Annotated in this window: 20 protein-coding genes and 1 pseudogene; 16 read left to right on the plus strand and 5 right to left on the minus strand. The window is 73.6% G+C overall.

The genetic code is table 11. The annotated features are described in order from the left end of the window. Nucleotide 1: 1 nt before the first annotated feature. Entirely contained in the window at nt 2-229 is a 228-nt protein-coding gene (locus BJ989_RS10820; protein ID WP_179516470.1) for a DUF5703 family protein, read from the minus strand. Between the two features lie 33 nt (nt 230-262). Beyond that, nucleotides 263-1,213, minus strand: a complete 951-nt coding sequence (locus tag BJ989_RS10825; RefSeq protein WP_179518221.1) for an aldo/keto reductase — start codon at nt 1,211-1,213, stop codon at nt 263-265. Between the two features lie 100 nt (nt 1,214-1,313). Here BJ989_RS10825 and BJ989_RS10830 point away from each other — a divergent pair, with 100 nt between their 5' ends. Further along, entirely contained in the window at nt 1,314-2,138 is an 825-nt protein-coding gene (locus BJ989_RS10830) for an undecaprenyl-diphosphate phosphatase (protein WP_179518222.1), read from the plus strand. Nucleotides 2,139-2,175: 37 nt separating this feature from the next. On the opposite strand, the gene corA is transcribed toward BJ989_RS10830, so the two are convergent. Beyond that, nucleotides 2,176-3,156 (minus strand): magnesium/cobalt transporter CorA, encoded by a 981-nt coding sequence (gene corA, locus BJ989_RS10835; RefSeq protein WP_179518223.1) that lies wholly within the window; start codon nt 3,154-3,156, stop codon nt 2,176-2,178. Between the two features lie 32 nt (nt 3,157-3,188). Here corA and BJ989_RS10840 point away from each other — a divergent pair, with 32 nt between their 5' ends. The 4 genes from BJ989_RS10840 to mshC are packed head-to-tail and all read left to right on the plus strand — an operon-like array spanning nt 3,189 to nt 6,508. Next, a complete protein-coding gene (locus BJ989_RS10840) occupies nt 3,189-3,905 on the plus strand; it encodes a histidine phosphatase family protein (RefSeq protein ID WP_179518224.1) in 717 nt (238 codons plus the stop codon). 9 nt (nt 3,906-3,914) lie between these two features. Beyond that, a complete protein-coding gene (locus BJ989_RS10845; protein WP_179518225.1) occupies nt 3,915-4,490 on the plus strand; it encodes a DUF3090 domain-containing protein in 576 nt (191 codons plus the stop codon). Beyond that, nucleotides 4,487-5,245 (plus strand): SCO1664 family protein, encoded by a 759-nt coding sequence (locus BJ989_RS10850; protein ID WP_343049271.1) that lies wholly within the window; start codon nt 4,487-4,489, stop codon nt 5,243-5,245. The genes BJ989_RS10845 and BJ989_RS10850 overlap by 4 nt, the downstream gene beginning before the upstream one ends. A gap of 24 nt (nt 5,246-5,269) precedes the next feature. After that, the gene (gene mshC, locus BJ989_RS10855) at nt 5,270-6,508 is read left to right on the plus strand and encodes a cysteine--1-D-myo-inosityl 2-amino-2-deoxy-alpha-D-glucopyranoside ligase (RefSeq protein WP_179518226.1); all 1,239 of its coding nucleotides are present in this window, start codon (nt 5,270-5,272) and stop codon (nt 6,506-6,508) included. 45 nt (nt 6,509-6,553) lie between these two features. Here mshC and BJ989_RS10860 read toward each other — a convergent pair whose 3' ends face one another. Beyond that, nucleotides 6,554-7,414 (minus strand): PAC2 family protein, encoded by an 861-nt coding sequence (locus BJ989_RS10860; RefSeq protein ID WP_179518227.1) that lies wholly within the window; start codon nt 7,412-7,414, stop codon nt 6,554-6,556. 143 nt (nt 7,415-7,557) lie between these two features. On the opposite strand from BJ989_RS10860, the gene metH reads away from it, so the two are divergent. The 5 genes from metH (at nt 7,558) to BJ989_RS18775 (ending at nt 14,302) form a co-directional block, all read left to right on the plus strand. Continuing rightward, on the plus strand, nt 7,558-11,304 hold the full coding sequence (gene metH / locus BJ989_RS10865; RefSeq protein WP_343049272.1) for a methionine synthase: 3,747 nt from the start codon (nt 7,558-7,560) through the stop codon (nt 11,302-11,304). Nucleotide 11,305: 1 nt separating this feature from the next. Continuing rightward, entirely contained in the window at nt 11,306-11,995 is a 690-nt protein-coding gene (locus BJ989_RS10870) for an HAD family hydrolase (RefSeq protein WP_343049274.1), read from the plus strand. Nucleotides 11,996-12,146: 151 nt separating this feature from the next. Beyond that, entirely contained in the window at nt 12,147-12,416 is a 270-nt protein-coding gene (locus BJ989_RS10875; RefSeq protein ID WP_179518228.1) for a hypothetical protein, read from the plus strand. A 111-nt stretch (nt 12,417-12,527) separates the two neighbouring features. Next, a complete protein-coding gene (locus tag BJ989_RS18770) occupies nt 12,528-13,685 on the plus strand; it encodes an ATP-binding protein (protein ID WP_179518229.1) in 1,158 nt (385 codons plus the stop codon). After that, complete coding sequence (locus BJ989_RS18775; RefSeq protein ID WP_179518230.1) at nt 13,682-14,302, plus strand: response regulator; 621 nt, start codon at nt 13,682-13,684, stop codon at nt 14,300-14,302. The genes BJ989_RS18770 and BJ989_RS18775 overlap by 4 nt, the downstream gene beginning before the upstream one ends. 45 nt (nt 14,303-14,347) lie before the next feature. Here the strand turns inward: BJ989_RS18775 and BJ989_RS10890 are convergent. Then, a pseudogene (locus tag BJ989_RS10890) lies at nt 14,348-15,166 on the minus strand (RecB family exonuclease); the annotation flags it as partial. Nucleotides 15,167-15,233: 67 nt separating this feature from the next. Here BJ989_RS10890 and BJ989_RS10895 point away from each other — a divergent pair. The 6 genes from BJ989_RS10895 (at nt 15,234) to prcB (ending at nt 21,971) form a co-directional block, all read left to right on the plus strand. Further along, nucleotides 15,234-16,379: a M50 family metallopeptidase gene (locus BJ989_RS10895; protein ID WP_179518231.1), complete on the plus strand. Its 1,146-nt coding sequence runs from the start codon at nt 15,234-15,236 to the stop codon at nt 16,377-16,379. A 10-nt stretch (nt 16,380-16,389) separates the two neighbouring features. Then, nucleotides 16,390-17,388, plus strand: a complete 999-nt coding sequence (locus BJ989_RS10900; RefSeq protein ID WP_179518232.1) for a tRNA (adenine-N1)-methyltransferase — start codon at nt 16,390-16,392, stop codon at nt 17,386-17,388. Between the two features lie 64 nt (nt 17,389-17,452). Next, nucleotides 17,453-19,219 (plus strand): proteasome ATPase, encoded by a 1,767-nt coding sequence (arc, locus tag BJ989_RS10905; protein WP_179518233.1) that lies wholly within the window; start codon nt 17,453-17,455, stop codon nt 19,217-19,219. A gap of 128 nt (nt 19,220-19,347) precedes the next feature. Beyond that, nucleotides 19,348-20,856, plus strand: coding sequence for a depupylase/deamidase Dop (gene dop / locus BJ989_RS10910; RefSeq protein WP_179518234.1), 1,509 nt, complete (start codon nt 19,348-19,350; stop codon nt 20,854-20,856). A gap of 69 nt (nt 20,857-20,925) precedes the next feature. After that, nucleotides 20,926-21,123, plus strand: coding sequence for a ubiquitin-like protein Pup (locus BJ989_RS10915; RefSeq protein ID WP_179518235.1), 198 nt, complete (start codon nt 20,926-20,928; stop codon nt 21,121-21,123). A 5-nt stretch (nt 21,124-21,128) separates the two neighbouring features. Next, complete coding sequence (gene prcB, locus BJ989_RS10920; RefSeq protein WP_179519552.1) at nt 21,129-21,971, plus strand: proteasome subunit beta; 843 nt, start codon at nt 21,129-21,131, stop codon at nt 21,969-21,971. Nucleotides 21,972-21,984 lie beyond the last annotated feature (13 nt).

Below are 21,984 nucleotides of genomic sequence, written 5' to 3' on the forward strand. Positions count from 1 at the left end.
CTCAGGCGACCCACGTCGGACGGAGCTGGCGGATGATCTTGCGCCGGAGGACGACGCGGCGGGTGCCGTCGGCGCCGATGCGCACGCGGTCGAGCTCCCAGCCGCCGTGCTCGGCGCGCTCGACGAGCAGCTTGGTGACCACGCCCCGCGGGTGCTCGCGGGAGTAGGTGACGTGCTCGAACTCCCACTCGACCCCACGGCCGGGGGCCCGTCGCTCCGCTCGTCCCACGGTGCTCCTCCTCTCCCGCCGCTGCGGCGGGCCTCAGTCGGCCGACACGTCGTCCAGCGCGGCCACGATCTCGGCGGGCAGCTCCAGCTCCTCGACGCCGAGGGAGCCGCGCAGCTGCGCCGCGGTGCGCGCGCCGACCACGGGCGCCGTGACGCCCGGGCGGTCGCGCACCCACACCAACGCCACCTCGAGCGGAGTCCATCCCAGCCCGTCGGCGGCCCGGGCCACGGCCTCGACCACGCGGGCCGCGCGGTCGTCGAGGTAGGCGCCGACGAAGCCGGCGAAGTGGGGCGAGGCGCCGCGCGAGTCCGACGGCGTGCCGGAGCGGTACTTGCCGGTGAGCACGCCGCGGCCCAGCGGCGACCACGGCAGCACCCCGAGCCCGAGGGCGGCCGCCGCCGGCAGCACCTCGGCCTCGACACCGCGGTTGAGCAGGGAGTACTCGACCTGGGTGGACGCGAGCGGCGCCCGTCCGGGCACCGCCCGCTGCCACGTGGCCGCCTGAGCCGTCTGCCAGCCGGAGTAGTTCGAGACACCGACGTAGGACGCGCGCCCCGAGGTCACGGCGGTGTCGAGCGCCGCCAGCGTCTCCTCGAGCGGGGTGGCACCCGACCACAGGTGGACCTGCCACAGGTCGACGTGGTCGACGCCGAGCCGGCGCAGCGACGCGTCGAGCGCGGGGAGCAGGTGGCCCCGCGAGGTGTCGTGGCGCCGCGACCCGTCGGGCCGGGCACTGATGCCGGCCTTCGTCGCCAGCACGACGTCGTCGCGTGCCACCACGTCGCCGAGCAGCTGGCCCAGCAGCGTCTCGGAGGCGCCCGCGCCGTAGCCGGCCGCCGTGTCGAGCAGCGTGCCGCCGGCCTCGACGAAGGCGACGAGCTGGTCGCGCGCCTCGTGCTCGTCGGTGTCGCGACCCCACGTCATCGTGCCGAGCCCCAGCCGGGAGACGGTGAGGCCGGTGCTCCCGACCGCGCGCTGCTGCATGGGCAGCACCGTAGCGACCGGCGCCGACCCCACCCGTCGCGGCTCGCCGCGCGCACCGCGGTCCCCGTGGTGGGCGCCGCGCCCCGTAGGCTCCCCGGCCGTGGTGGACCTCCTCAAGGCCGTGGTGCTCGGCACGCTGCAGGGACTGACCGAGTTCCTGCCGATCTCCAGCAGCGCGCACCTGCGGATCTTCCCGGAGCTCTTCGGCTGGGGTGACCCGGGCGCAGCCTTCACGGCGGTCGTGCAGCTCGGCACCGAGGTGGCGGTGCTCCTCTACTTCCGCCACGACATCTGGCGCATCGCCTCGACGTGGCTGCGCTCGCTCTTCCGCGCGGAGTACCGCGGCACCCTCGACGCCCGGATGGGCTGGTTCATCATCGTGGGCTCCGTGCCGATCGTCGTGCTGGGCGTGCTGCTCAAGGACGTCATCGAGTCAGACTTCCGCAACCTGTGGGTCATCGGCACGACCCTGGTCGTGCTCGGCGTCGTGCTCGGCGTCGCCGACCGCGTCGGCCGCACCGACCGCACGATCAAGCAGCTCCGGCTCCGCGACGCCGTGCTCATGGGCCTGGCGCAGGCGGCCGCGCTCGTGCCCGGCGTCTCCCGCTCCGGCGCCACCATCTCGATGGGCCGCTTCCTCGGCTTCGACCGCGAGGCCGCCACCCGCTTCGCCTTCCTGCTCGCCATCCCCGCCGTCGTGGGGGCCGGGCTGTTCACGCTCCCCGACATCGGCGCAGGCGACAACGACTACGGCTGGGGCCCGACGATCGCCGCCACCGTCGTCAGTTTCCTCGTCGGGTACGCCGCGATCGCCTGGCTGCTGCGCTACGTCTCGACCCACAGCTACCTGCCGTTCGTGCTCTACCGCATCGGGCTGGGCAGCCTCACGCTCGCCCTCGTGGCCGGCGGCGTGCTGCAGGCCTGACCCGGGTCCGGCAAGCGGCCCTCGACCCCCCGGGCCGCTACAGCCACCCCGCACGGCGCGCGACGAGCCACACCACCAGCGAGCTGAGCGCCATCACCGCCAGCGCGAAGGGGTAGCCGAAGCGCCACCCGAGCTCGGGCATCTGCTCGAAGTTCATCCCGTAGACCGACCCCACCAGGGTGGGCGCCGCGATCAGGCCGACGCTGGCCGAGATGCGGCGCATGTCGTCGTTCTGCTGCACCTGCACCCGCGCGACGTAGGCGTCGAAGGCGGTCGACAGCAGCGCGTCGAGGCTGTCGACCACCTCCGCGACCCGCTGCAGGTGGTCCGCGACGTCGCGGAAGTACGGCGCGGTCTCGCCTGCCACGCCCGACACCTCGCCGCCGGCGAGCCGGCGCATCGGCTCGCGCAGCGGCAGCACCGCTCGGCGGACCTCGGCGAGCTCGCGCTTCAGGGTGTAGATGCGCGCGGCGTCGTCGGTGCGCTCCGGGGAGAACACCGAGGCCTCGACCTCGTCGACGTCCTCCTCGAGCGCAGCGCCGACCGCCTCGTACTCGTCGACGACCTGGTCGCACACGGCGTAGAAGACGGCCGCCGGGCCGTGGGCGAGCACCTGCTGGTGCCGCTCGAGGTCGCGCCGCGAGCGCGACAGGGAGCCACCGTGGCCGTGGCGCACAGTCACGACGAAGTCCGCGCCGAGGAAGAGGTTGACCTCGCCGGTCTCGACGGCGTCGTCCTCGTCGACGTACCACAGCGTCTTCAGGACGAGGAAGAGCGAGTCGTCGTAGCGCTCCAGCTTGGGGCGCTGGTGGGCGTGCAGGGCGTCCTCGACGGCCAGCTCGTGCAGCCCGAAGACCGCCCGGACCTCCTCGAGCTCGGGCCCGGTCGGCTCGTGCAGGCCCACCCAGACGAAGTCGCCCTCGCCGGCGCACGCCCGCAGGGCGCGGAGGTCGCCGGGCGAGTGGTCGGCGACATCGACCCGCTGGCCGGCCCGGTAGAGCGCGCTGTCGACGATCACCGGGCGAGGGTAGCCCCGCTACGCTCCGCCGCATGGCCACCGTCGTCCTGCTGCGCCACGGGCGCACCTCGGCCAACGCCAGCGGCACCCTGGCGGGCCGCACGGCCGGCGTGCGGCTGGACCCCACGGGGCAGGACCAGGCGCGCCGCGCCGGTGAGCGCCTCGGCGCCGTCCCGCTCGCGGCCGTCGTGAGCAGCCCGCTCGAGCGGTGCAAGCAGACGGCCCGCGCGGTGCTCGCCGCCCAGGCGGACCCGCCCCCGCTGGCGACCGACCGCGGGCTGCTCGAGTGCGACTACGGCGAGTGGCAGGGCCGCTCCCTGAAGGAGCTCGCGGAGGAGCCGCTGTGGCGCACCGTGCAGGCGCAGCCGTCCGCGGTCACCTTCCCGGGTGGGGAGTCGATGCGCACCATGCAGGCGCGCAGCGTGGAGGCGGTGCGCCGCCACGACGCCGCGGTCGAGGCCGAGCACGGACCGCACGCGGTGTGGGTCGCGGTGTCGCACGGCGACGTCATCAAGTCGGTGCTGGCCGACGCCCTCGGCATGCACCTCGACGCCTTCCAGCGCCTCCACGTCGACCCGGCGTCGCTGTCGGTCGTGCGCTACACCGAGACCAGGCCCTTCGTGCTGGCCACCAACACCCACGCCGGCGACCTGTCCTGGCTCGCGGTCCGGCCGGGGGAGGAGCGCTCCCAGGACGCGGCGGTGGGCGGGGGCGCGGGCCCGCAGTCGGCTCCTGGTGAGCACCCCTAGGCTGGCGGCATGGCACCCCTCGTGCACGGTTTCGACCCTCCCGAGCGCTTCGTCGCGGGCACCGTCGGCGAGCCCGGGGCGCGCACCTTCTTCCTGCAGGCACGCAGCGGCACCCGGGTGACCAGCGTGGCGCTGGAGAAGCAGCAGGTCGCGGCGCTGGCCGAGCGCGTCGACCAGCTGCTCGACGAGGTGATGGCCGCCTCGCCGACCACCGTCGTGCCCGCCGTCGCCCCGCTCGACCTGGAGGACACCGACCCGCTCGACCAGCCGATCGAGGAGGAGTTCCGCGCCGGCACGATGACGCTGTCGTGGGACCCCGCCGACGAGCGGGTCGTCATCGAGGTCTTCCCCTTCAGCGAGACGGCGGTCGTCGGCCCCGACGACCTGGAGGAGGACGTCGAGGAGCCCGAGCCCGACGAGGTCTTCCTCGTGCGCATCACCGCCGGCACCGCCCGTGCCTTCGTCAAGCGCGCCGCCTCGGTGCTCGGCGCCGGGCGCCCCGACTGCCCCTTCTGCGGCGGCCCCGTCGACCCGTCCGGTCACCTGTGCCCCCGCGCCAACGGCTTCCGACGCCGCGACCCGTGAGCGACCTCCTCACCGGCGAGCTGGTCCTGCACGGGCGGGTCATGCCCGCCTCCAACGCCACCTTCCTCGGCGAGGTCGGCGACACCCGCGTCGTCTACAAGCCGGTCGCGGGGGAGCGGCCCCTGTGGGACTTCCCCGAGGGCACGCTCGCGGGCCGCGAGGTCGCCTCCTACCTCGTCTCCGAGGCGCTCGGCTGGGACGTCGTCCCGCGCACCTTCCTGCGCGACGGCCCGCACGGGCCCGGCATGGTGCAGCTGTGGCAGGAGCCCGACGAGGAGGTCGTCGCCGTCGACATCGTGCCCGCGGGGGAGACGCCGCCGGGCTGGCGGCCGGTCTTCGACGGCGTGGACGCCGAGGACCGCGCGGTCTCCCTCGTGCACGAGGACACCGCCCCGCTGCGCCGCATGGCGGTCTTCGACGCGGTGGTCAACAACGCCGACCGCAAGGGCGGCCACGTGCTGGCCATGGCCGACGGCCACCGCTACGGCGTGGACCACGGTGTCTCCTTCCACGTCGAGGACAAGCTGCGCACCGTGCTGTGGGGCTGGCACGACGAGCCCCTCCTCGACGACGAGCGCGCCGGGCTGGCCCGCCTCGTCGACGTGCTCGACGGCGACCTCGGCACCGCCCTCGTCGAGCACGTCGCCCCCCGCGAGGTCGCCGCGTGCCGCCGTCGCTGCACCCGCCTGCTCGAGGCGGGCCGGCTGCCGAGCCCGTCGGGCGGGTGGCCGGCCATCCCCTGGCCGCCCTTCTGACCGGCCGCGGCTAGGCTGCGCCGCATGCGCGCGTGGTCAGCCCCGGACGTCCCCCGCCTGCCCGTGACCGGGCCGGCGGTCGCCCTCCACGACACCTCCTCGGGCCGCCTGCGCACCACCAGCCCGCGGGGTCCGGCGCGGCTCTACGTCTGCGGCATCACGCCCTACGACGCCACCCACATGGGCCACGCCGCGACGTACGTCGGCTTCGACCTGCTCGTGCGCGCCTGGCGCGCCGCGGGCCACGAGGTCACCTACGTGCAGAACGTCACCGACGTCGACGACCCGCTGCTCGAGCGGGCGGCGAAGGTCGGCGGCGACTGGACCGAGATCGCCCAGCGCGAGACCGAGCTCTTCCGCCAGGACATGCAGGCGCTGCGGGTGCTGCCGCCCGACCACTACGTCGGCGCGGTCGAGTCGATCCCGCTCGTCGTGGCCATGGTCGAGGAGATGCAGCGCGCCGGCGCGGTCTACGAGGTCGACGGCGACCTCTACTACTCCGTCACCGCCGACCCCGCCTTCGGCACGGTCTCGGGCTGGGAGCGGGCCCGCATGCTCGAGGTGTGGCCCGAGCGCGGCGGCGACCCCGACCGGGCCGGCAAGCGGGACCCGCTCGACTGCGTCGTGTGGCGCGGTGAGCGCCCGGGCGAGCCGTCGTGGCCCAGCCCCTTCGGCCCCGGTCGTCCCGGCTGGCACGTCGAGTGCACCGCCATCGCCCGCGAGCACCTCGGCGGCGGCTTCGACGTGCAGGGCGGCGGCTCCGACCTGGTCTTCCCGCACCACGAGATGTGCGCCGGCCACGCGCAGGTGCTCGACCACGACGAGCCGTTCGCGCAGCTCTACGCCCACGCCGGCATGGTCGCCTACGACGGCGAGAAGATGTCGAAGTCGCGCGGCAACCTGGTCTTCGTCTCGGCGCTGCGCAACAGCGACGTCGACCCCGCCGCGATCCGCCTGACGCTGCTGCGCCACCACTACCGCAGCGACTGGGAGTGGACCGACGACCAGCTCTGGGACGCCGTCGACACCCTCGCCACCTGGCGCAAGGCGCTCGCGCTCGGCGCCGGCGCCCCGTCGGGCCCGGTGGTCGAGCAGGTGCTCGCCGCGCTGGCCGACGACCTCGACGCGCCCACCGCGCTCGCGGTCGTGCAGGCGTGGGTCGACGCCACCGTCGGCACCGACGGGCTGGCCGACACCTCCGACCGCGAGGCGGGCGCCGTCATGCACGCGCTGCTCGACGCGTCGCTGGGGCTGTCGCTGTGAGCGGCCCCGTCAGCGACCTCGTCAGCGACCTCGTCAGCGACCTCGTCAGGCGGGGCCGGGCGTGTCGTCGCCACGGCGCTTGAGGTAGCGCTCGAACTCCCGCGCGATCGCCTCGCCCGACGCCTCGGGCAGGTCGGCGGTGTCACGGCTCTCCTCGAGCGCCCGGACGTAGTCGGCGATGTCCTCGTCCTCCTCGGCGAGCTCGTCGACCCCGCGCTCCCACGCGCGGGCGTCCTCGGGGAGCTCGCCGAGGGGGATGCTGACCTCGAGCAGGTCCTCGAGCTGGCCGAGCAGCGCCAAGGTGGCCTTCGGGCAGGGCGGTTGCGCGACGTAGTGCGGCACCGCCGCCCAGTAGGACACCGCCGGCACGTCGAGGCGCACGCAGGCGTCCTGGAAGACACCGACGATGCCGGTCGGCCCCTCGTAGGTCGACTGCTCCAGCTTGAGCCGGTCGACCAGGTCGGGCTCGGTCGCGGTGCCCGTGACGGGGATCGGCCGGGTGTGCGGCGTGTCGGCGAGCAGGGCACCGAGCGTGACCACCAGCCGCCCGCCCAGCTCGTCGCAGGCGGCGAGGAGCTCGGCGCAGAACTGCCGCCACCGCATGTTGGGCTCGATGCCGCGCACCAGGATGACGTCGCGGTCGAGGCCAGGCGGCGAGGCGACCGACACCTGCGTGCTCGGCCAGGTGATGCGGCGCTGGCCGTCGGCGTGGGAGCCGACCACCGGGCGGTTGACCTGGAAGTCGTAGAAGTCCTCGGGGTCGACCGCCCCGACGACGCGGGCCTCCCACACCTCGACGAGGTGGTCGAGCACCGAGGACGCCGCGTCCGCGGCGTCGTTCCAGCCCTCGAAGGCCGCGATCACCACGGGGTCCCTCAGCTCGGGCAGGTCCTCGATCTCGATCACGTCACCAGCCTAGGTGCACGCGGGGATTTCGCCCGCCGACCGGGCCGGTGCCACGATCTGGGAAACGAGTCCACCCCTCGGACAGGGCGCGCAGACTGGATGCAGCCGCCCGGCCGGGAGGCTGCTCCGGCGAGAGGAACCGCGTGCCTGACACCCCTGGTGGGACCGACCACCGCCCCGACTGCACCGCCGAGCTCACGGCCGTCATGCGCGAGCGGATCCTGGTGGTGGACGGCGCGATGGGCACGGCGATCCAGCGGGACCGCCCCGACGAGGCGGGCTACCGCGGCGAGCGGTTCGCCGACTGGCCGCAGGACCTCGTCGGCAACAACGACCTGCTGACGCTGACCCAGCCCGACATCGTGGCGGGCATCCACCGGGAGTACCTCGAGGCCGGCGCCGACCTCGTCGAGACCAACACCTTCAACGCCAACGCGGTCTCGCTCGCCGACTACGGCATGGCCGACCTGTCCTACGAGCTCAACCTCGAGGCCGCCCGGCTCGCGCGCCGGGAGGCCGACGCGGTCACCGCGGCCGACCCGAGCCGCCCGCGCTACGTCGCGGGCGCCCTCGGCCCGACCACCCGCACCGCCTCCATCTCGCCCGACGTCAACGACCCCGGCGCGCGCAACGTGTCCTTCGACGAGCTCGTGGCGGCGTACACCGAGGCGGCCCGCGGCCTGGTCGACGGCGGATCGGACCTCCTGGTCATCGAGACCATCTTCGACACCCTCAACGCCAAGGCCGCGATCTTCGCGCTCGAGGGGCTCTTCGAGGAGGCGGGGCGCCGCTGGCCCGTCGTCGTCTCCGGCACCATCACCGACGCGTCGGGTCGCACCCTGTCGGGGCAGACGACCGAGGCGTTCTGGCACTCCGTGCGCCACGCGCGCCCGCTGCTGATCGGCCTCAACTGCGCGCTCGGGGCGAAGGAGATGCGGCCCTACGTCGCCGAGCTCAGCCGCATCGCCGACACCTTCGTGCACGCCTACCCCAACGCGGGTCTGCCCAACGCCTTCGGCGAGTACGACGAGGCGGCCGAGGAGACCGCGGCCATCGTGGCGGAGTTCGCCGAGGCCGGCCTGGTCAACATGGTCGGCGGCTGCTGCGGCACGACACCGGCCCACATCGCCCGGATCGCCGAGGCCGTGCAGGGCAAGGCCCCCCGCACCCCGGCCGAGGTGGAGCCGGCGCTGCGGCTCTCCGGCCTGGAGCCGCTCACCGTCGCCGCCGACAGCCTCTTCCTCAACGTCGGCGAGCGCACCAACATCACCGGCTCCGCCCGCTTCCGCAAGCTGATCAAGGACGCCGACTACGACGCCGCCCTCGCCGTGGCCGCCCAGCAGGTCGAGGCCGGCGCCCAGGTCATCGACGTCAACATGGACGAGGGGATGATCGACGGCGTCGCCGCGATGGACCGCTTCTTGAAGCTGGTCGCGAGCGAGCCCGACATCAGCCGGGTGCCGGTGATGGTCGACTCCTCGAAGTGGGAGGTCATCGAGGCCGGCCTCAAGTGCGTGCAGGGCAAGGCCATCGTCAACTCCATCTCGATGAAGGAGGGCGAGGAGGCCTTCGTCCGGCAGGCCCGGCTCGTGCGCCGCCACGGCGCCGCGGCGGTCGTGATGGCCTTCGACGAGGAGGGCCAGGCCGACAGCCTGGAGCGCCGCCAGGAGATCTGCGCCCGCGCCTACCGCATCCTCACCGAGGAGGTCGGCTTCCCGGCCCACGACATCATCTTCGACCCCAACGTCTTCGCCGTCGCGACCGGCATCGAGGAGCACGCCTCCTACGGCAGGGACTTCATCGAGGCCACGCGGTGGATCAAGGAGAACCTGCCCGGCGCGCTGGTCTCCGGCGGCATCTCCAACGTCTCCTTCTCCTTCCGCGGCAACAACCCGGTGCGCGAGGCGATCCACGCGGTCTTCCTCTTCCACGCCATCGAGGCGGGCCTCGACATGGGCATCGTCAACGCGGGTGCGCTCGTCGTCTACGACCAGGTCGACCCCGAGCTGCGCGAGCGCATCGAGGACGTCGTGCTCGACCGCCGTCCCGACGCGGCCGAGCGGTTGCTCGAGGTGGCCGAGTCCTACAACCGCGTCGGCGAGCAGGTCGAGGCCGACGCCGAGGAGTGGCGCTCCCTGCCCGTCGCCGAGCGCATCACCCACGCGCTGGTGAAGGGCATCGACACCCACGTCACCGCCGACACCGAGGAGCTGCGCGCCGAGATCGCCGCGCGCGGCGGTCGCCCCATCGAGGTCATCGAGGGCCCCCTGATGGCCGGCATGGACGTCGTGGGCGACCTCTTCGGCGCCGGCAAGATGTTCCTGCCCCAGGTCGTGAAGTCGGCGCGCGTCATGAAGAAGGCCGTCGCCTACCTCATCCCGTTCATCGAGCAGGAGAAGCTCGACAACCCCGAGCTGGCCACCGCCAAGGACACCAACGGCACGATCGTCATGGCCACGGTCAAGGGCGACGTGCACGACATCGGCAAGAACATCGTGGGCGTCGTGCTGCAGTGCAACAACTACGAGGTCGTGGACCTCGGCGTGATGGTGCCGCCGCAGAAGATCCTCGACGCCGCGCGCGAGCACGGGGCCGACGCGATCGGCCTCTCCGGCCTCATCACGCCCTCGCTCGACGAGATGGTCACCGTGGCCACCGAGATGCAGCGCCAGGGCTTCGACATCCCGCTGCTCATCGGCGGCGCGACGACCTCCCGCGCCCACACGGCGGTCAAGGTCGACCAGCGCTACGACCAGCCCGTCGTGTGGGTCAAGGACGCCTCCCGCTCCGTGCCGACCGTCGCCGCGCTGCTGCACCCGACCGGGCGCGAGAAGCTGCTCACCGACCTCAAGGCCGACTACGACGCGCTGCGCGCCCGCCACGCCGGCAAGGGGGAGCGCAAGCTGCTGCCGCTGGAGCAGGTGCGCGCCTCCGCCACACCGGTCGACTGGTCGTCCTACCAGCCGCCGGCTCCGGCACGACCCGGCGTGCACGTCGTCGAGTCCCAGGACCTCGCCGAGCTGCGCCGCTACATCGACTGGCAGCCGTTCTTCAACGCGTGGGAGATGAAGGGCCGGTTCCCCGACATCCTCAACAACCCCGCTTCGGGCGAGGCGGCGCGCAAGCTCTACGACGACGCCCAGGCGATGCTCGACCGCATCGTCGCCGAGGGCTGGCTGAGCGCCAAGGGCGTCTACGGCTTCTTCCCGGCCAACGCCGTCGGCGACGACGTCGAGGTGTACGCCGACGCCGCGCGCACCGACGTACGCGTGCGGCTGCACCACCTGCGCCAGCAGGGCGAGCACCGCCCGGGCATCCCGCACCGCTCGCTGGCCGACTACGTCGCGCCGAAGGAGACCGGGCTCGCCGACCACGTCGGCGGCTTCGCGGTCACCGCGGGCCACGGGGTGGCCGAGCGGGTCGCGGCCTACCGTGCCGAGCACGACGACTACTCCGCGATCCTGCTCGAGTCGCTGGCCGACCGGCTGGCGGAGGCCTTCGCCGAGCAGCTGCACGAGCGGGTGCGCCGCGAGCACTGGGGCTACGCGCCCGACGAGGCGCTCGACAACGAGGCCCTCATCGCCGAGCGCTACCGCGGCATCCGCCCGGCCCCGGGCTACCCCGCCTGCCCCGAGCACACCGAGAAGCTCACGCTGTGGGAGCTGCTCGACGTCGAGGCGTCCACGGGCCTGCAGCTCACCGAGAGCATGGCGATGTGGCCGGGCGCGGCGGTGTCGGGGTGGTACTTCTCCCACCCGGACTCGCAGTACTTCGTCGTCGGCCGCCTCGGGCGCGACCAGGTCGAGGACTACGCCGCCCGCAAGGGCTGGACGCTGCAGGAGGCCGAGCGGTGGCTCTCGGCCAACCTCGGCTACGACCCCGAGGACTGACGTGACCGGGGCACCCGCGCCCACGCTGCCCGCCGCGGTGCTGTGGGACATGGACGGCACGCTCGTCGACACCGAGCCCTACTGGATCGCCACCGAGTTCGCCCTGGTCGAGCGCTGGGGTGGCACGTGGTCGCACGAGCACGCACTGGCGCTGGTGGGCAACGACCTGCTCGTGTCGGGCGCCTACATCCGCGAGCACGCCGGCATCGACCGCACGCCGCACCAGATCGTCGACGAGCTGCTCGACGGGGTGGTGGCACGGGTGCGCGAGGCCGTGCCGTGGCGCCCCGGCGCGCGCGAGCTGTTGGCCGCCACCGCGGCGGCCGGGGTGCCGCGCGCGCTGGTGACGATGTCGTGGCGCCGCTTCGTCGACCCGGTCCTGGCGGCGCTGCCGGAGGGCAGCTTCGACGCGGTCGTCACCGGCGACCAGGTCGACGACGGCAAGCCGCACCCGGAGCCTTATCTCCTGGCGGCCCGGGCACTGGGCGTCGACCCGGCCGACTGCGTCGCGATCGAGGACTCCGGCACGGGTGCGACCTCGGCGGCGGCCGCGGGGTGCACGGTGCTCGTGGTGCCCCACCACGTGCCGGTCGACGCGGGGGAGCGACGGGTCTTCCGCGACAGCCTGGTGGGTCTCGGCCTCGACGACCTGGCCGCCGTGCACCGTTCCGTGCGGGGCGAGCGGGCCTGACCCGGGACCTCCGGCCCACGCGGGTCCCGGCGTTCGCTGGCGCAGGTCGTAGTACCACCGGACAAGGGACGCTCCGACCCACCCACACCCAGACTGGAGGCACCTCGGGGGGACCTGCTCCCGACTGCCGCCCAGGAGGAAGCAGGTACGCATGCCGACCCGGCTTGGTCTCGTCGTCTCGCTCGGCCTCGTGCTGAGCACAGCGGCCTCCGTCTCCGCCCACGCGGCGGCGGAGGACGACGTGACCAAGCGGGCCGGCACGTGCAACCGCGACGTCAGCAGCTGGCGGCTGCGGGTCGTCGACGACGGGGGCGTCCTCGAGGTGGCGGCACGCATCGACGGCGGCCGGCCCGACGAGCGCTTCGACTGGGAGCTGCGCCACGACGGCGAGCGCAGCTTCTCCGGCGCGCGAGACGCGTGACGCCACGGGCGCCTTCACGGTCGTGCGGCGCATGGTCGACCACATCGGGGTCGACGACGTCGTGCTGCGAGCGGAGAACACCGACTCCGGAGAGGTCTGCGGCGCGAGACCGTGCTCCTCGCCGAGACGCTGGTCGAGCCCAACATCCCGCGGCGGCTGCACCTCGGCGCCAGCGGCGACGCGCTGCTCGACAACTTCTCCGGTGTCCGGCTCCGCGACGTCGAGCGGGTCTCGATCTGGTCCCCGTCGGGTCGCCTGGACTTCTCGTGGTTCCCCAACGCCGAGGGCGGCCTCGAGGTCGACGTGCCGCTGACGCCGCGCGAGCGCGAGGTGCTGCAGCGCGGCGGCGTGGTCTCGGAGCCCGCCGACCCGGACCGTCCCGACAACCGGCTGCTGGCCGACCTCACCGACCGCGACGTCACCGGCCAGCTGCGCACCTACACGCGCGTCGTCGACCGGCGCGGCAACCCGATGCTGCTCGAGGTCTACTACGACCCCGGCGACATCGAGGAGAGCGGGGAGCAGATCGGCTCGTCCTTCCGCTGGATCACCCTCGGCGGGCTCGGGGCGCTGATGCTGCTGACGCTGCCGCTGCTGCAGGTGCTCACCCGGCGACTGACCCGGGCGGGCCGCGAGCGCGCCCGGGCGCTGCAGTCGGCGATCGTCTCCTCGGACCGCGAGCGGCGCCGCATCGCCCGCGACCTGCACGACGGGGTCGTCCAGGACCTCGCCGGCACCGCGTTCGCGCTCACCGCCGTGGCCCGCGACCCGCGGGTGCCCGCGGACGCGCAGGACGTGCTCGAGGGTGCCGGCTCGGCGGTGCGCGACAGCCTGCGCGGGCTGCGCAGCCTGCTCGCCGAGATCCACCCGCCCGACCTCAAGGCCGCGGGCCTCGAGGCGGCGCTCGCCGACCTGACGACGCCCGCGGCGGCGGCCGGGGTCGCCGCGAGCGTCGAGGTCGAGCGGGTCGACCACGCCTCCGACCGCACGGCGGCCGTCGTCTGGCGGGTCGCCCAGGAGGCGGTGCGCAACGTGCTGCGCCACGCCGAGGCCGAGACGCTGCTGGTGAGCGTGCGCGGCGTCGACGAGCGGGTCCGCCTCGACGTCGTCGACGACGGCCGCGGCTTCGACCCCGCGGCCGGGCGCGACGGAGCACACTACGGGCTGCGCGGCCTCGACGGCCTGGTCGCCGACCACGGCGGTCGGCTCGAGGTGGTCTCCGCACCCGGCGGCGGCACGCGCGTGACGGTGGAGGTGGACGCCCGGTGAGCACCAGCATCCGCGTCGTGCTCGTCGACGACCACGCGGTCGTGCGGGCCGGTCTCGCGCAGTTCCTCACCGCGAGCGGCGACATCGAGGTCGTCGGCACCGCCAGCGACGGCGCGCAGGCGGTGGCGGTGGTCAGCGAGACCCGCCCCGACGTCGTGCTGATGGACCTGCAGATGCCCGGCACCGACGGGGTGGAGGCGACGCGCGCCATCTGCCGCGACGTGCCGGGCACCGACGTCCTCGTGCTCACCAGCTTCTCCGACAGCGAGCGCATCCACGGCGCGCTCGACGCCGGCGCCGTGGGCTACCTGCTGAAGGACGCCGACCCCGACGACGTGCTCGCCGGCATCCGCGCGGTCAGCCGCGGGGAGTCACCGCTGCACCCCAAGGCCGCCCGCGCCCTGCTCGGCCGGCGCGCCGAGGTGCGCCCCACCCTCACGGTGCGCGAGACCGAGGTGCTCGGGCTGCTGCAGGCCGGGCTCAGCAACAAGCAGATCGCCACCCGCCTCGGGATCAGCGACCGCACCGTCAAGGCCCACCTCGGCAGCGTCTTCGCCCGCATCGGCGTGCAGGACCGCACCCAGGCCGCCCTCTGGGCCGAGCGGCACGGTCTCTGACCCGGACAGCGGCGGCGGGGTGCCGCCCCACTCCGGGCACAGCGCCTGGTGCGCGCACCAGCCGCAGAGGCGGCTGCGGCGCGGGCGCCAGTCGCCGGACTCCTCGGCCGCACGGATGGCGCGCCAGACCGCCTCGACCTTGCGCTCGGTGGCGAGCAGGTCGGCCTCGTCGGGCTCGTAGCGCAGGACCTCGCCGCTGCCGAGGTAGACCAGCTGCAGGACCGCGGGGACGACCCCGCGGGTGCGCCACAGCACGAGGCCGTAGAACTTGAGCTGGAACAGCGCCTTGCCCTCGAAGCCCGGCCCCGGCGCGCGACCGGTCTTGTAGTCGACGACCCGCAGCATGCCGTTGGGCGCCACGTCGAGCCGGTCGACGAAGCCGCGCAGCAGCAGGCGGGAGTCGAGGACGGTCTCGACGTAGAGCTCGCGCTCGGCCGGCTCGAGGCGGCGCGGGTCCTCGAGGGTGAACCAGCGGTCGAGGACGGTCGCGCACGACGCGAGCCACCGGCCCACCTCGGGGCCGCCGTCGGCGTCGAACATGCCGGCCAGCGTCGGGTCGGCCTCCAGCACCTGCTCCCATGCGGGCTCCAGCATCGCGCGCGCCCGGTCGGGGGTGCGCTCGGCCGCGGGCACGTCGAAGAGCTCCTCGAGCACGCGGTGCACGACGGTGCCGCGCACCGCGTCGGGCGACGGCGGCTCAGGCAGCCGGTCGACCGAGCGGAAGCGGTAGAGCAACGGGCACGTCATGAAGTCGCCGGCGCGGCTCGGGGAGAGCGCGCCCAGCACGTGCACGCCGTCGACCCGGGTCGAGCGCGCCTCGGCGGGCGAGACCGGCGGCGGCGGGGGAGCGGTGCTGACGTCCACGAGGAGGACCCTAGGCGGGACCGGCGACGACCGCGGCGCGGCCCGGGGCGTCGGCTAGCCTCGTGAGGTGTCCGAGACCGACCGCCGTCCTGCCGCGCGACGCCCCCCGGGCACCTTCCGGATCGGCAGCGTCGCGGGCAGCGACGTCCTGGTCTCCTCCTCGTGGTTCCTCGTCGCTGCGCTGATCGCGGTCGTCGTCGCGCCGCGGGTGGAGCAGGTGCAGCCCGGGCTCGGCGCCTGGAAGTACGTCGCGGGCGTGGTCTTCGCGGTCGTCCTCTACGGCTCGGTGCTGCTGCACGAGGCCTCGCACGCCGTGGTGGCCAAGCGGCTCGGCTTCCCGGTCACCTCGATCACCCTGCACTTCCTCGGCGGGATGACGGCCGTCGAGGGCGAGGCGCGGCGCCCGCGCGAGGAGTTCTGGATCGCGGTGGTGGGGCCCCTGGCCTCGATCGCCGTCGGCGCCGCAGCCGTCGGGCTCTGGTTCGTCACGCCCGACGGGCTGCTCAAGCTGGCGGTCGAGGGCCTCGCCGGCGCCAACCTGCTCGTCGGCGTGCTCAACCTCGTGCCCGGCCTGCCGCTCGACGGCGGCCGGGTCCTCAAGGCGGGCGTGTGGAGCCTCACCGGCAGCCCGCACCGCGGCACGCTCGCCGCCGGGTGGGGTGGCCGAGCCGCCGCGGTCCTCGTGCTGCTGTGGCCCCTCGCGCAGGAGCGGTTCCTCGGCGTGCCTCCCGAGCTGCTCGACTTCGTCCTCGCCTTCGTGGTGGGACTCTTCCTCTGGACCGCCGCCGGCGCGGCGATGGCCTCGGCGCGGGTGCGCAGCCGCCTGCCCGCGCTCGTGGCCCGCGAGCTGGCCCGCCGCACCGTCAGCGTCCCCGCCGACCTGCCGCTGGCCGAGGCGGTGCGGCGGGCCCAGGAGCAGCGGGCCGGCAGCATCGTCACCCTCGACCCCGACGGGCGGCCGGTGGGCCTCGTCAACGAGGCCGCGGTGCTCGCCACGCCCGAGGAGCGGCGGCCGTGGCTGCCGGTCTCCGCGGTGGCCCGCACGCTCGACGACGACCTCCGGCTGCCGGTGGGTCTCGCCGGCGAGCAGCTCGTGCTGGCGCTCGGTCGACGCCCCGCGCCGGAGTACCTCCTCGTGCACGACGACGGCTCCCTCTACGGCGTGCTGACCACGGCCGACGTCGATGGCGCCTTCCGGGCGGCCCGCCACTAGGGTCTCGGCCATGCCGGACCCCTCCGACGACCTCGACCCCAGCGCCACCAGCACCCCCTCGTCCGCCCTCGGCGAGGTGCCCCCCGAGGCCTGGGGCGGCGTGCAGCGCGGACCGCTCCGCGAGGGCGAGTGGGTGCGGCTGACCGACAGCAAGGGACGGCGGCACAACCTCGAGCTCGTCGCCGGCAAGCGGTTCTTCTCCAACCGCGGCCACCTCGAGCACGACGACCTGATCGGGCGCGAGGAGGGCTTCACCGTCACCTCGTCCGCCGGGGGCACCTACCTCGTCTTCCGACCGCTGCTGGCGGAGTTCGTCGTCTCGATGCCGCGGGGCGCGGCGGTGGTCTACCCCAAGGACGCCGCGCAGATCGTCGCGATGGCCGACGTCTTCCCCGGCGCGACCGTGGTCGAGGCCGGTGTCGGGTCGGGCGCGCTGACCTGCTCGCTGCTGCGCGCCGTCGGCCCGCACGGCCGGGTGCTGTCGTGGGAGAGGCGCGAGGAGTTCGCCGACGTCGCCCGGCGCAACGTGCGGCAGTTCTTCGGCGGGGACCACCCCGCCTGGACCCTCCACCTGGGCGACCTCGCCGAAGGCCTCGTCTCGTCCGGCGAGCGCGCCGACCGCATCGTGCTCGACATGCTCGCCCCGTGGGAGTGCGTGCCCGCGGTCGCCGACGCCCTCGTGCCCGGCGGCATCGTCTGCGCGTACGTCGCCACCACCACCCAGCTGAGCCGGGTCGTCGAGACGCTGCGCGCCCACGGCGGCTTCACCGAGCCGCAGCCGTGGGAGTCGCTCGTGCGCGACTGGCACGTCGAGGGACTCGCGGTGCGCCCGGGCCACAAGATGATCGGCCACACGGCCTTCCTGGTCACCGCCCGCCGGATGGCGCCCGGGGAGCGCGCGCCCCGCAAGTCGCGGCGTCCCGCACCCGGTGCGTACGGCGTGGACTACTCCGGTCCGCGCCCCGACTGGCTGCCCCCGCAGTCGGCCGAGGAGCAGCTCGACGGGTAGGCGCGCGTCGCTCCCGCACCACCCGGCGTGTGGGTAGGGTCGTGACCACACAGGAGGTGACGCGATGTCGACGTACGACGGTGCGGGGCACGGCCCGCAGGAGCTGCAGGACCAGGTGCGCTACCTCGAGGCAGAGGTCGCCGACCTCCGCCGCCGGCTGGGGGAGTCCTCGCGCCCCGTGCCGGGCGCTCACGGCCTCGAGCTGCGGCTCGCCGACACGCAGCGCTCGCTCGCCGCGGTCACCAGCCAGAACGAGCGCCTCGCCCAGACGCTGCGCGAGGCCCGCGACCAGATCACGCGGCTGAAGGACGAGGTCGACCGGCTAGCGCAGCCCCCGGCCGGCTTCGGCACCTTCCTCGCCCGCAACGAGGACGACTCGGTGGACGTCTTCACCGGCGGGCGCAAGCTGCGGGTCAACGTCAGCCCCACCGTCGACCTCGACACCCTGCGCCGCGGCCAGGAGGTCATGCTCAACGAGGCCCTCAACGTCGTCGCCGCGCTCGACTTCGAGCAGGTCGGCGAGGTCGTGATGCTCAAGGAGGTCCTCGCCGACGGCGACCGCGTCCTGGTCATCGCCAACGCCGACGAGGAGCGCGTGGTGCGCATCGCCGAGCCGCTGCGCGACGACGTGCTGCGCGCCGGCGACTCGCTGCTGCTCGACTCCCGCGCCGGCTACGTCTACGAGAAGGTCCCGAAGTCGGAGGTCGAGGAGCTGGTCCTCGAGGAGGTCCCCGACATCGCCTACGAGTCGATCGGCGGCCTCGCCGGTCAGATCGACCTGATCCGCGACGCCGTCGAGCTGCCCTACCTCCACCCCGAGATGTTCCAGGAGCACCAGCTCAAGCCCCCGAAGGGCGTGCTCCTCTACGGCCCGCCGGGCTGCGGCAAGACGCTCATCGCGAAGGCGGTCGCCAACTCGCTCGCCAAGAAGGTCGCGGCCCGCACCGGCAGCACCGGGCAGCCGCACGAGGCCCGCGCGTACTTCTTGAACATCAAGGGCCCCGAGCTGCTCAACAAGTACGTCGGCGAGACCGAGCGGCACATCCGCCTGGTCTTCCAGCGGGCGCGCGAGAAGGCCAGCATGGGCACCCCGGTGATCGTCTTCTTCGACGAGATGGACTCGCTCTTCCGCACCCGCGGGTCGGGGGTCTCCTCCGACGTCGAGAACACCATCGTCCCGCAGCTGCTCAGCGAGATCGACGGCGTCGAGACCCTCGAGAACGTGCTCGTCATCGGCGCGTCGAACCGCGAGGACATGATCGACCCCGCGATCCTGCGACCGGGCCGCCTCGACGTGAAGATCAAGATCGAGCGCCCCGACGCCGAGTCCGCGCGCGACATCTTCTCGAAGTACCTCGTGCCGAGCCTGCCGCTGCACGCCGACGACCTCGCCGAGTTCGGCGGCGACCGGGAGGCGACCGTCGCCGGGATGATCCGCGCCACGGTCGAGCGGATGTACTCCGAGACCGAGGACAACCGCTTCCTCGAGGTCACCTACGCCAACGGCGACAAGGAGGTCCTCTACTTCAAGGACTTCAACTCCGGCGCGATGATCCAGAACATCGTCGACCGCGCGAAGAAGATGGCGATCAAGGACCTCCTCGACCACGACCAGAAGGGTCTGCGCGTGCAGCACCTGCTGCAGGCGTGCGTCGACGAGTTCAAGGAGAACGAGGACCTCCCCAACACCACCAACCCCGACGACTGGGCCCGCATCTCCGGCAAGAAGGGCGAGCGGATCGTCTTCATCCGCACGCTGATCACCGGCAAGCAGGGCACCGAGCCGGGCCGCTCCATCGACACCGTCGCCAACACCGGTCAGTACCTCTGACCGGCCGATCCCCTCAGGAGTCCCCGTGGTCCGCATCCTCGTCATCGTCGTGCTGGTGCTCGTCGCGATCTACGTCGCCCGGATGGTGCTCGCCAAGCGGTGACCGGCCCCGTGGGTAGGCTCGCCGCATGAGCGTGCGCCGGGTGATGGGCGTCGAGGTGGAGTACGGCATCTCGGTGCAGGGGCAGCCCCAGGCCAACCCGATGGTGGCCTCGTCCCAGGTCGTCAACGCCTACGCCTCCGCGACGCTGCGCGCGCGCCGGGCGCGGTGGGACTTCGAGGAGGAGTCCCCGCTGCGCGACGCGCGGGGCTACGACGTCTCGCGCCAGGTCGCCGACCCCTCGCAGCTCACCGACGAGGACCTCGGCCTAGCCAACGTCATCCTCACCAACGGCGCGCGGCTCTACGTCGACCACGCCCACCCGGAGTACTCCACGCCCGAGGTCGTCACCCCGCGCGACGTGGTGCTGTGGGACAAGGCCGGCGAGCAGGTGATGCACGACGCCGCGGTGCGGGCCGCCCAGCTGCCCGGTGGCCAGCAGATCGCGCTCTACAAGAACAACACCGACGGCAAGGGCGCCTCCTACGGCGCGCACGAGAACTACCTGATGCGCCGCTCCACCCCGTTCGCCGACATCGTGCGCCACCTGACGCCGTTCTTCGTCAGTCGCCAGGTGGTCACCGGCTCGGGCCGCGTGGGCATCGGCCAGGACGGTCGCGGCGTCGGCTTCCAGGTCAGCCAGCGCAGCGACTTCTTCGAGGTCGAGGTGGGCCTCGAGACCACGCTGAAGCGACCGATCATCAACACCCGCGACGAGCCCCACGCCGACCCCGAGAAGTACCGCCGCCTCCACGTCATCGTCGGCGACGCGAACCTCGCCGAGGTCTCGACCTACCTCAAGGTCGGCACGACCGCCCTGGTGCTCGCGATGGTCGAGGACGGCGCGGTCAGCCGCGACCTCGCCGTGGAGTCGCCCGTCGCGGCGCTGCGCGAGGTCTCCCACGACCCCACGCTGCGCACGCTGCTGACCTTGCGCGACGGTCGCCGGCTCACCGCGGTGCAGCTGCAGATGGAGTACCTCGAGCTGGCCCGCAAGCACGTCGAGGACCGCCTCGGCGCCGACGCCGACGCCCAGACCCTCGACGTGCTCGCGCGCTGGGAGTCGGTCCTCGACCGCCTCGAGCGCGACCCCCTGAGCCTCGCCGGCGAGCTCGACTGGGTGGCGAAGCTCAAGCTGCTCGAGCAGTACCGATCGCGCGACGGCCTGGAGTGGGACGACGCCAAGCTGGCGCTCATCGACCTGCAGTACTCCGACGTCCGCCCGGAGAAGAGCCTGCACCAGCGGCTCGTGCGCGCCGGGCGCATGGAGCGCCTCGTCACCGACGCCGAGGTCGAGGCCGCGATGCACGAGCCGCCGCCCGACACCCGCGCCTACTTCCGCGGCCGCTGCCTGGAGAAGTACGCCGAGCACGTCGCGGCCGCCTCGTGGGACTCCGTCATCTTCGACCTGCCCGGTCGCGAGTCGCTCCAGCGCATCCCGACCGTGGACCCGCTGCGCGGCACCCGGCGCCACGTCGGGGAGCTGCTCGACCGCTGCGAGACGGCGGAGGCGCTCTTCACCGCGCTCACCCAGTGATCGGTAGGGTCGCCTCCACGGCGGGGTGACCCGCAGCGAGACCCGGCGAGACCCGAGGAGGCACGGGCGATGGCGCAGGAGCAGAAGCAGCCCCGCAAGTCGACGGAGAGCGAGGAGGCGACCGAGGTCGCCCCGGAGAGCGACGTCGCGGAGCGCAAGGAGGCCCTCGACGACGACGTCGACTCGCTGCTCGACGAGATCGACGACGTGCTCGAGACCAACGCCGAGGACTTCGTGAAGTCCTTCATCCAGAAGGGCGGCGAGTGAGCGGCGTGTCGTTCCCCGACCAGTCCCCACGACTGCCCGCGGCCTACCTCACGCCCGGCACCTCCTCCTTCTCCGACTTCCTGGCCACCCAGGCCCCCGACCTGCTGCCGACCCGCCGCTCGCTGCCACCGGGCCAGGCCGGCGAGCTCGCCCCGCACGGCACCACGATCGTCGCGGCGACCTACCCCGGCGGCGTGGTGATGGCCGGTGACCGGCGCGCCACCATGGGCAACGTCATCGCGCAGCGCGACATCGAGAAGGTCTTCCCGGCCGACGAGTTCTCGGCCGTCGGCATCGCCGGCAGCGCCGGCCTCGCCGTGGAGATGGTGCGGCTCTTCCAGACCGAGCTCGAGCACTACGAGAAGATCGAGGGCACCACGCTGTCGATGGACGGCAAGGCCAACCGGCTCGCCGCCCTCATCCGCGGCAACCTCGGGATGGCGATGCAGGGCCTCGCGGTCGTGCCGCTCTTCGCGGGCTTCGACGTCGCAGCCTCGCAGGGCCGCATCTTCAGCTACGACGTGACCGGTGGGCGCTACGAGGAGACGGCCTTCCACTCGGTCGGCTCCGGCTCGCTCTTCGCGCGCGGGGCGCTGAAGAAGCTCTACCGCGAGGATCTCTCCGAGGCCGAGGCCGTGACCGCGGTCGTCCAGGCGCTCTACGACGCGGCCGACGACGACTCCGCGACCGGTGGGCCCGACCTGGCGCGCCGGATCTTCCCGGTGGTGCACACCATCACCGCCGCGGGCGGGCGCCGGCTGCCCGACGAGGAGGTGGCCGACGTGGCCGACCGCGTCGTCGCCAGCCGGATGCGCCGCCCCGACGGACCCGCCGCGTCGCTCACCTGAGCCCACCCGACCG

Source organism: Nocardioides perillae, assembly GCF_013409425.1.
Taxonomy (GTDB): Bacteria; Actinomycetota; Actinomycetes; order Propionibacteriales; family Nocardioidaceae; genus Nocardioides; species Nocardioides perillae.

Coding starts and splice junctions, on each gene's coding strand:
- mshC (WP_179518226.1), top strand. CDS start 5,270: ATGCGCGCGTGGTCAGCCCCGGACGTCCCCCGCCTGCCCGTGACCGGG.
- arc (WP_179518233.1), top strand. CDS start 17,453: ATGTCGACGTACGACGGTGCGGGGCACGGCCCGCAGGAGCTGCAGGAC.
- dop (WP_179518234.1), top strand. CDS start 19,348: ATGAGCGTGCGCCGGGTGATGGGCGTCGAGGTGGAGTACGGCATCTCG.
- BJ989_RS10840 (WP_179518224.1), top strand. CDS start 3,189: ATGGCCACCGTCGTCCTGCTGCGCCACGGGCGCACCTCGGCCAACGCC.
- BJ989_RS10875 (WP_179518228.1), top strand. CDS start 12,147: ATGCCGACCCGGCTTGGTCTCGTCGTCTCGCTCGGCCTCGTGCTGAGC.
- BJ989_RS10845 (WP_179518225.1), top strand. CDS start 3,915: ATGGCACCCCTCGTGCACGGTTTCGACCCTCCCGAGCGCTTCGTCGCG.
- BJ989_RS10915 (WP_179518235.1), top strand. CDS start 20,926: ATGGCGCAGGAGCAGAAGCAGCCCCGCAAGTCGACGGAGAGCGAGGAG.
- BJ989_RS10825 (WP_179518221.1), bottom strand. CDS start 1,213: ATGCAGCAGCGCGCGGTCGGGAGCACCGGCCTCACCGTCTCCCGGCTG.
- BJ989_RS10900 (WP_179518232.1), top strand. CDS start 16,390: ATGCCGGACCCCTCCGACGACCTCGACCCCAGCGCCACCAGCACCCCC.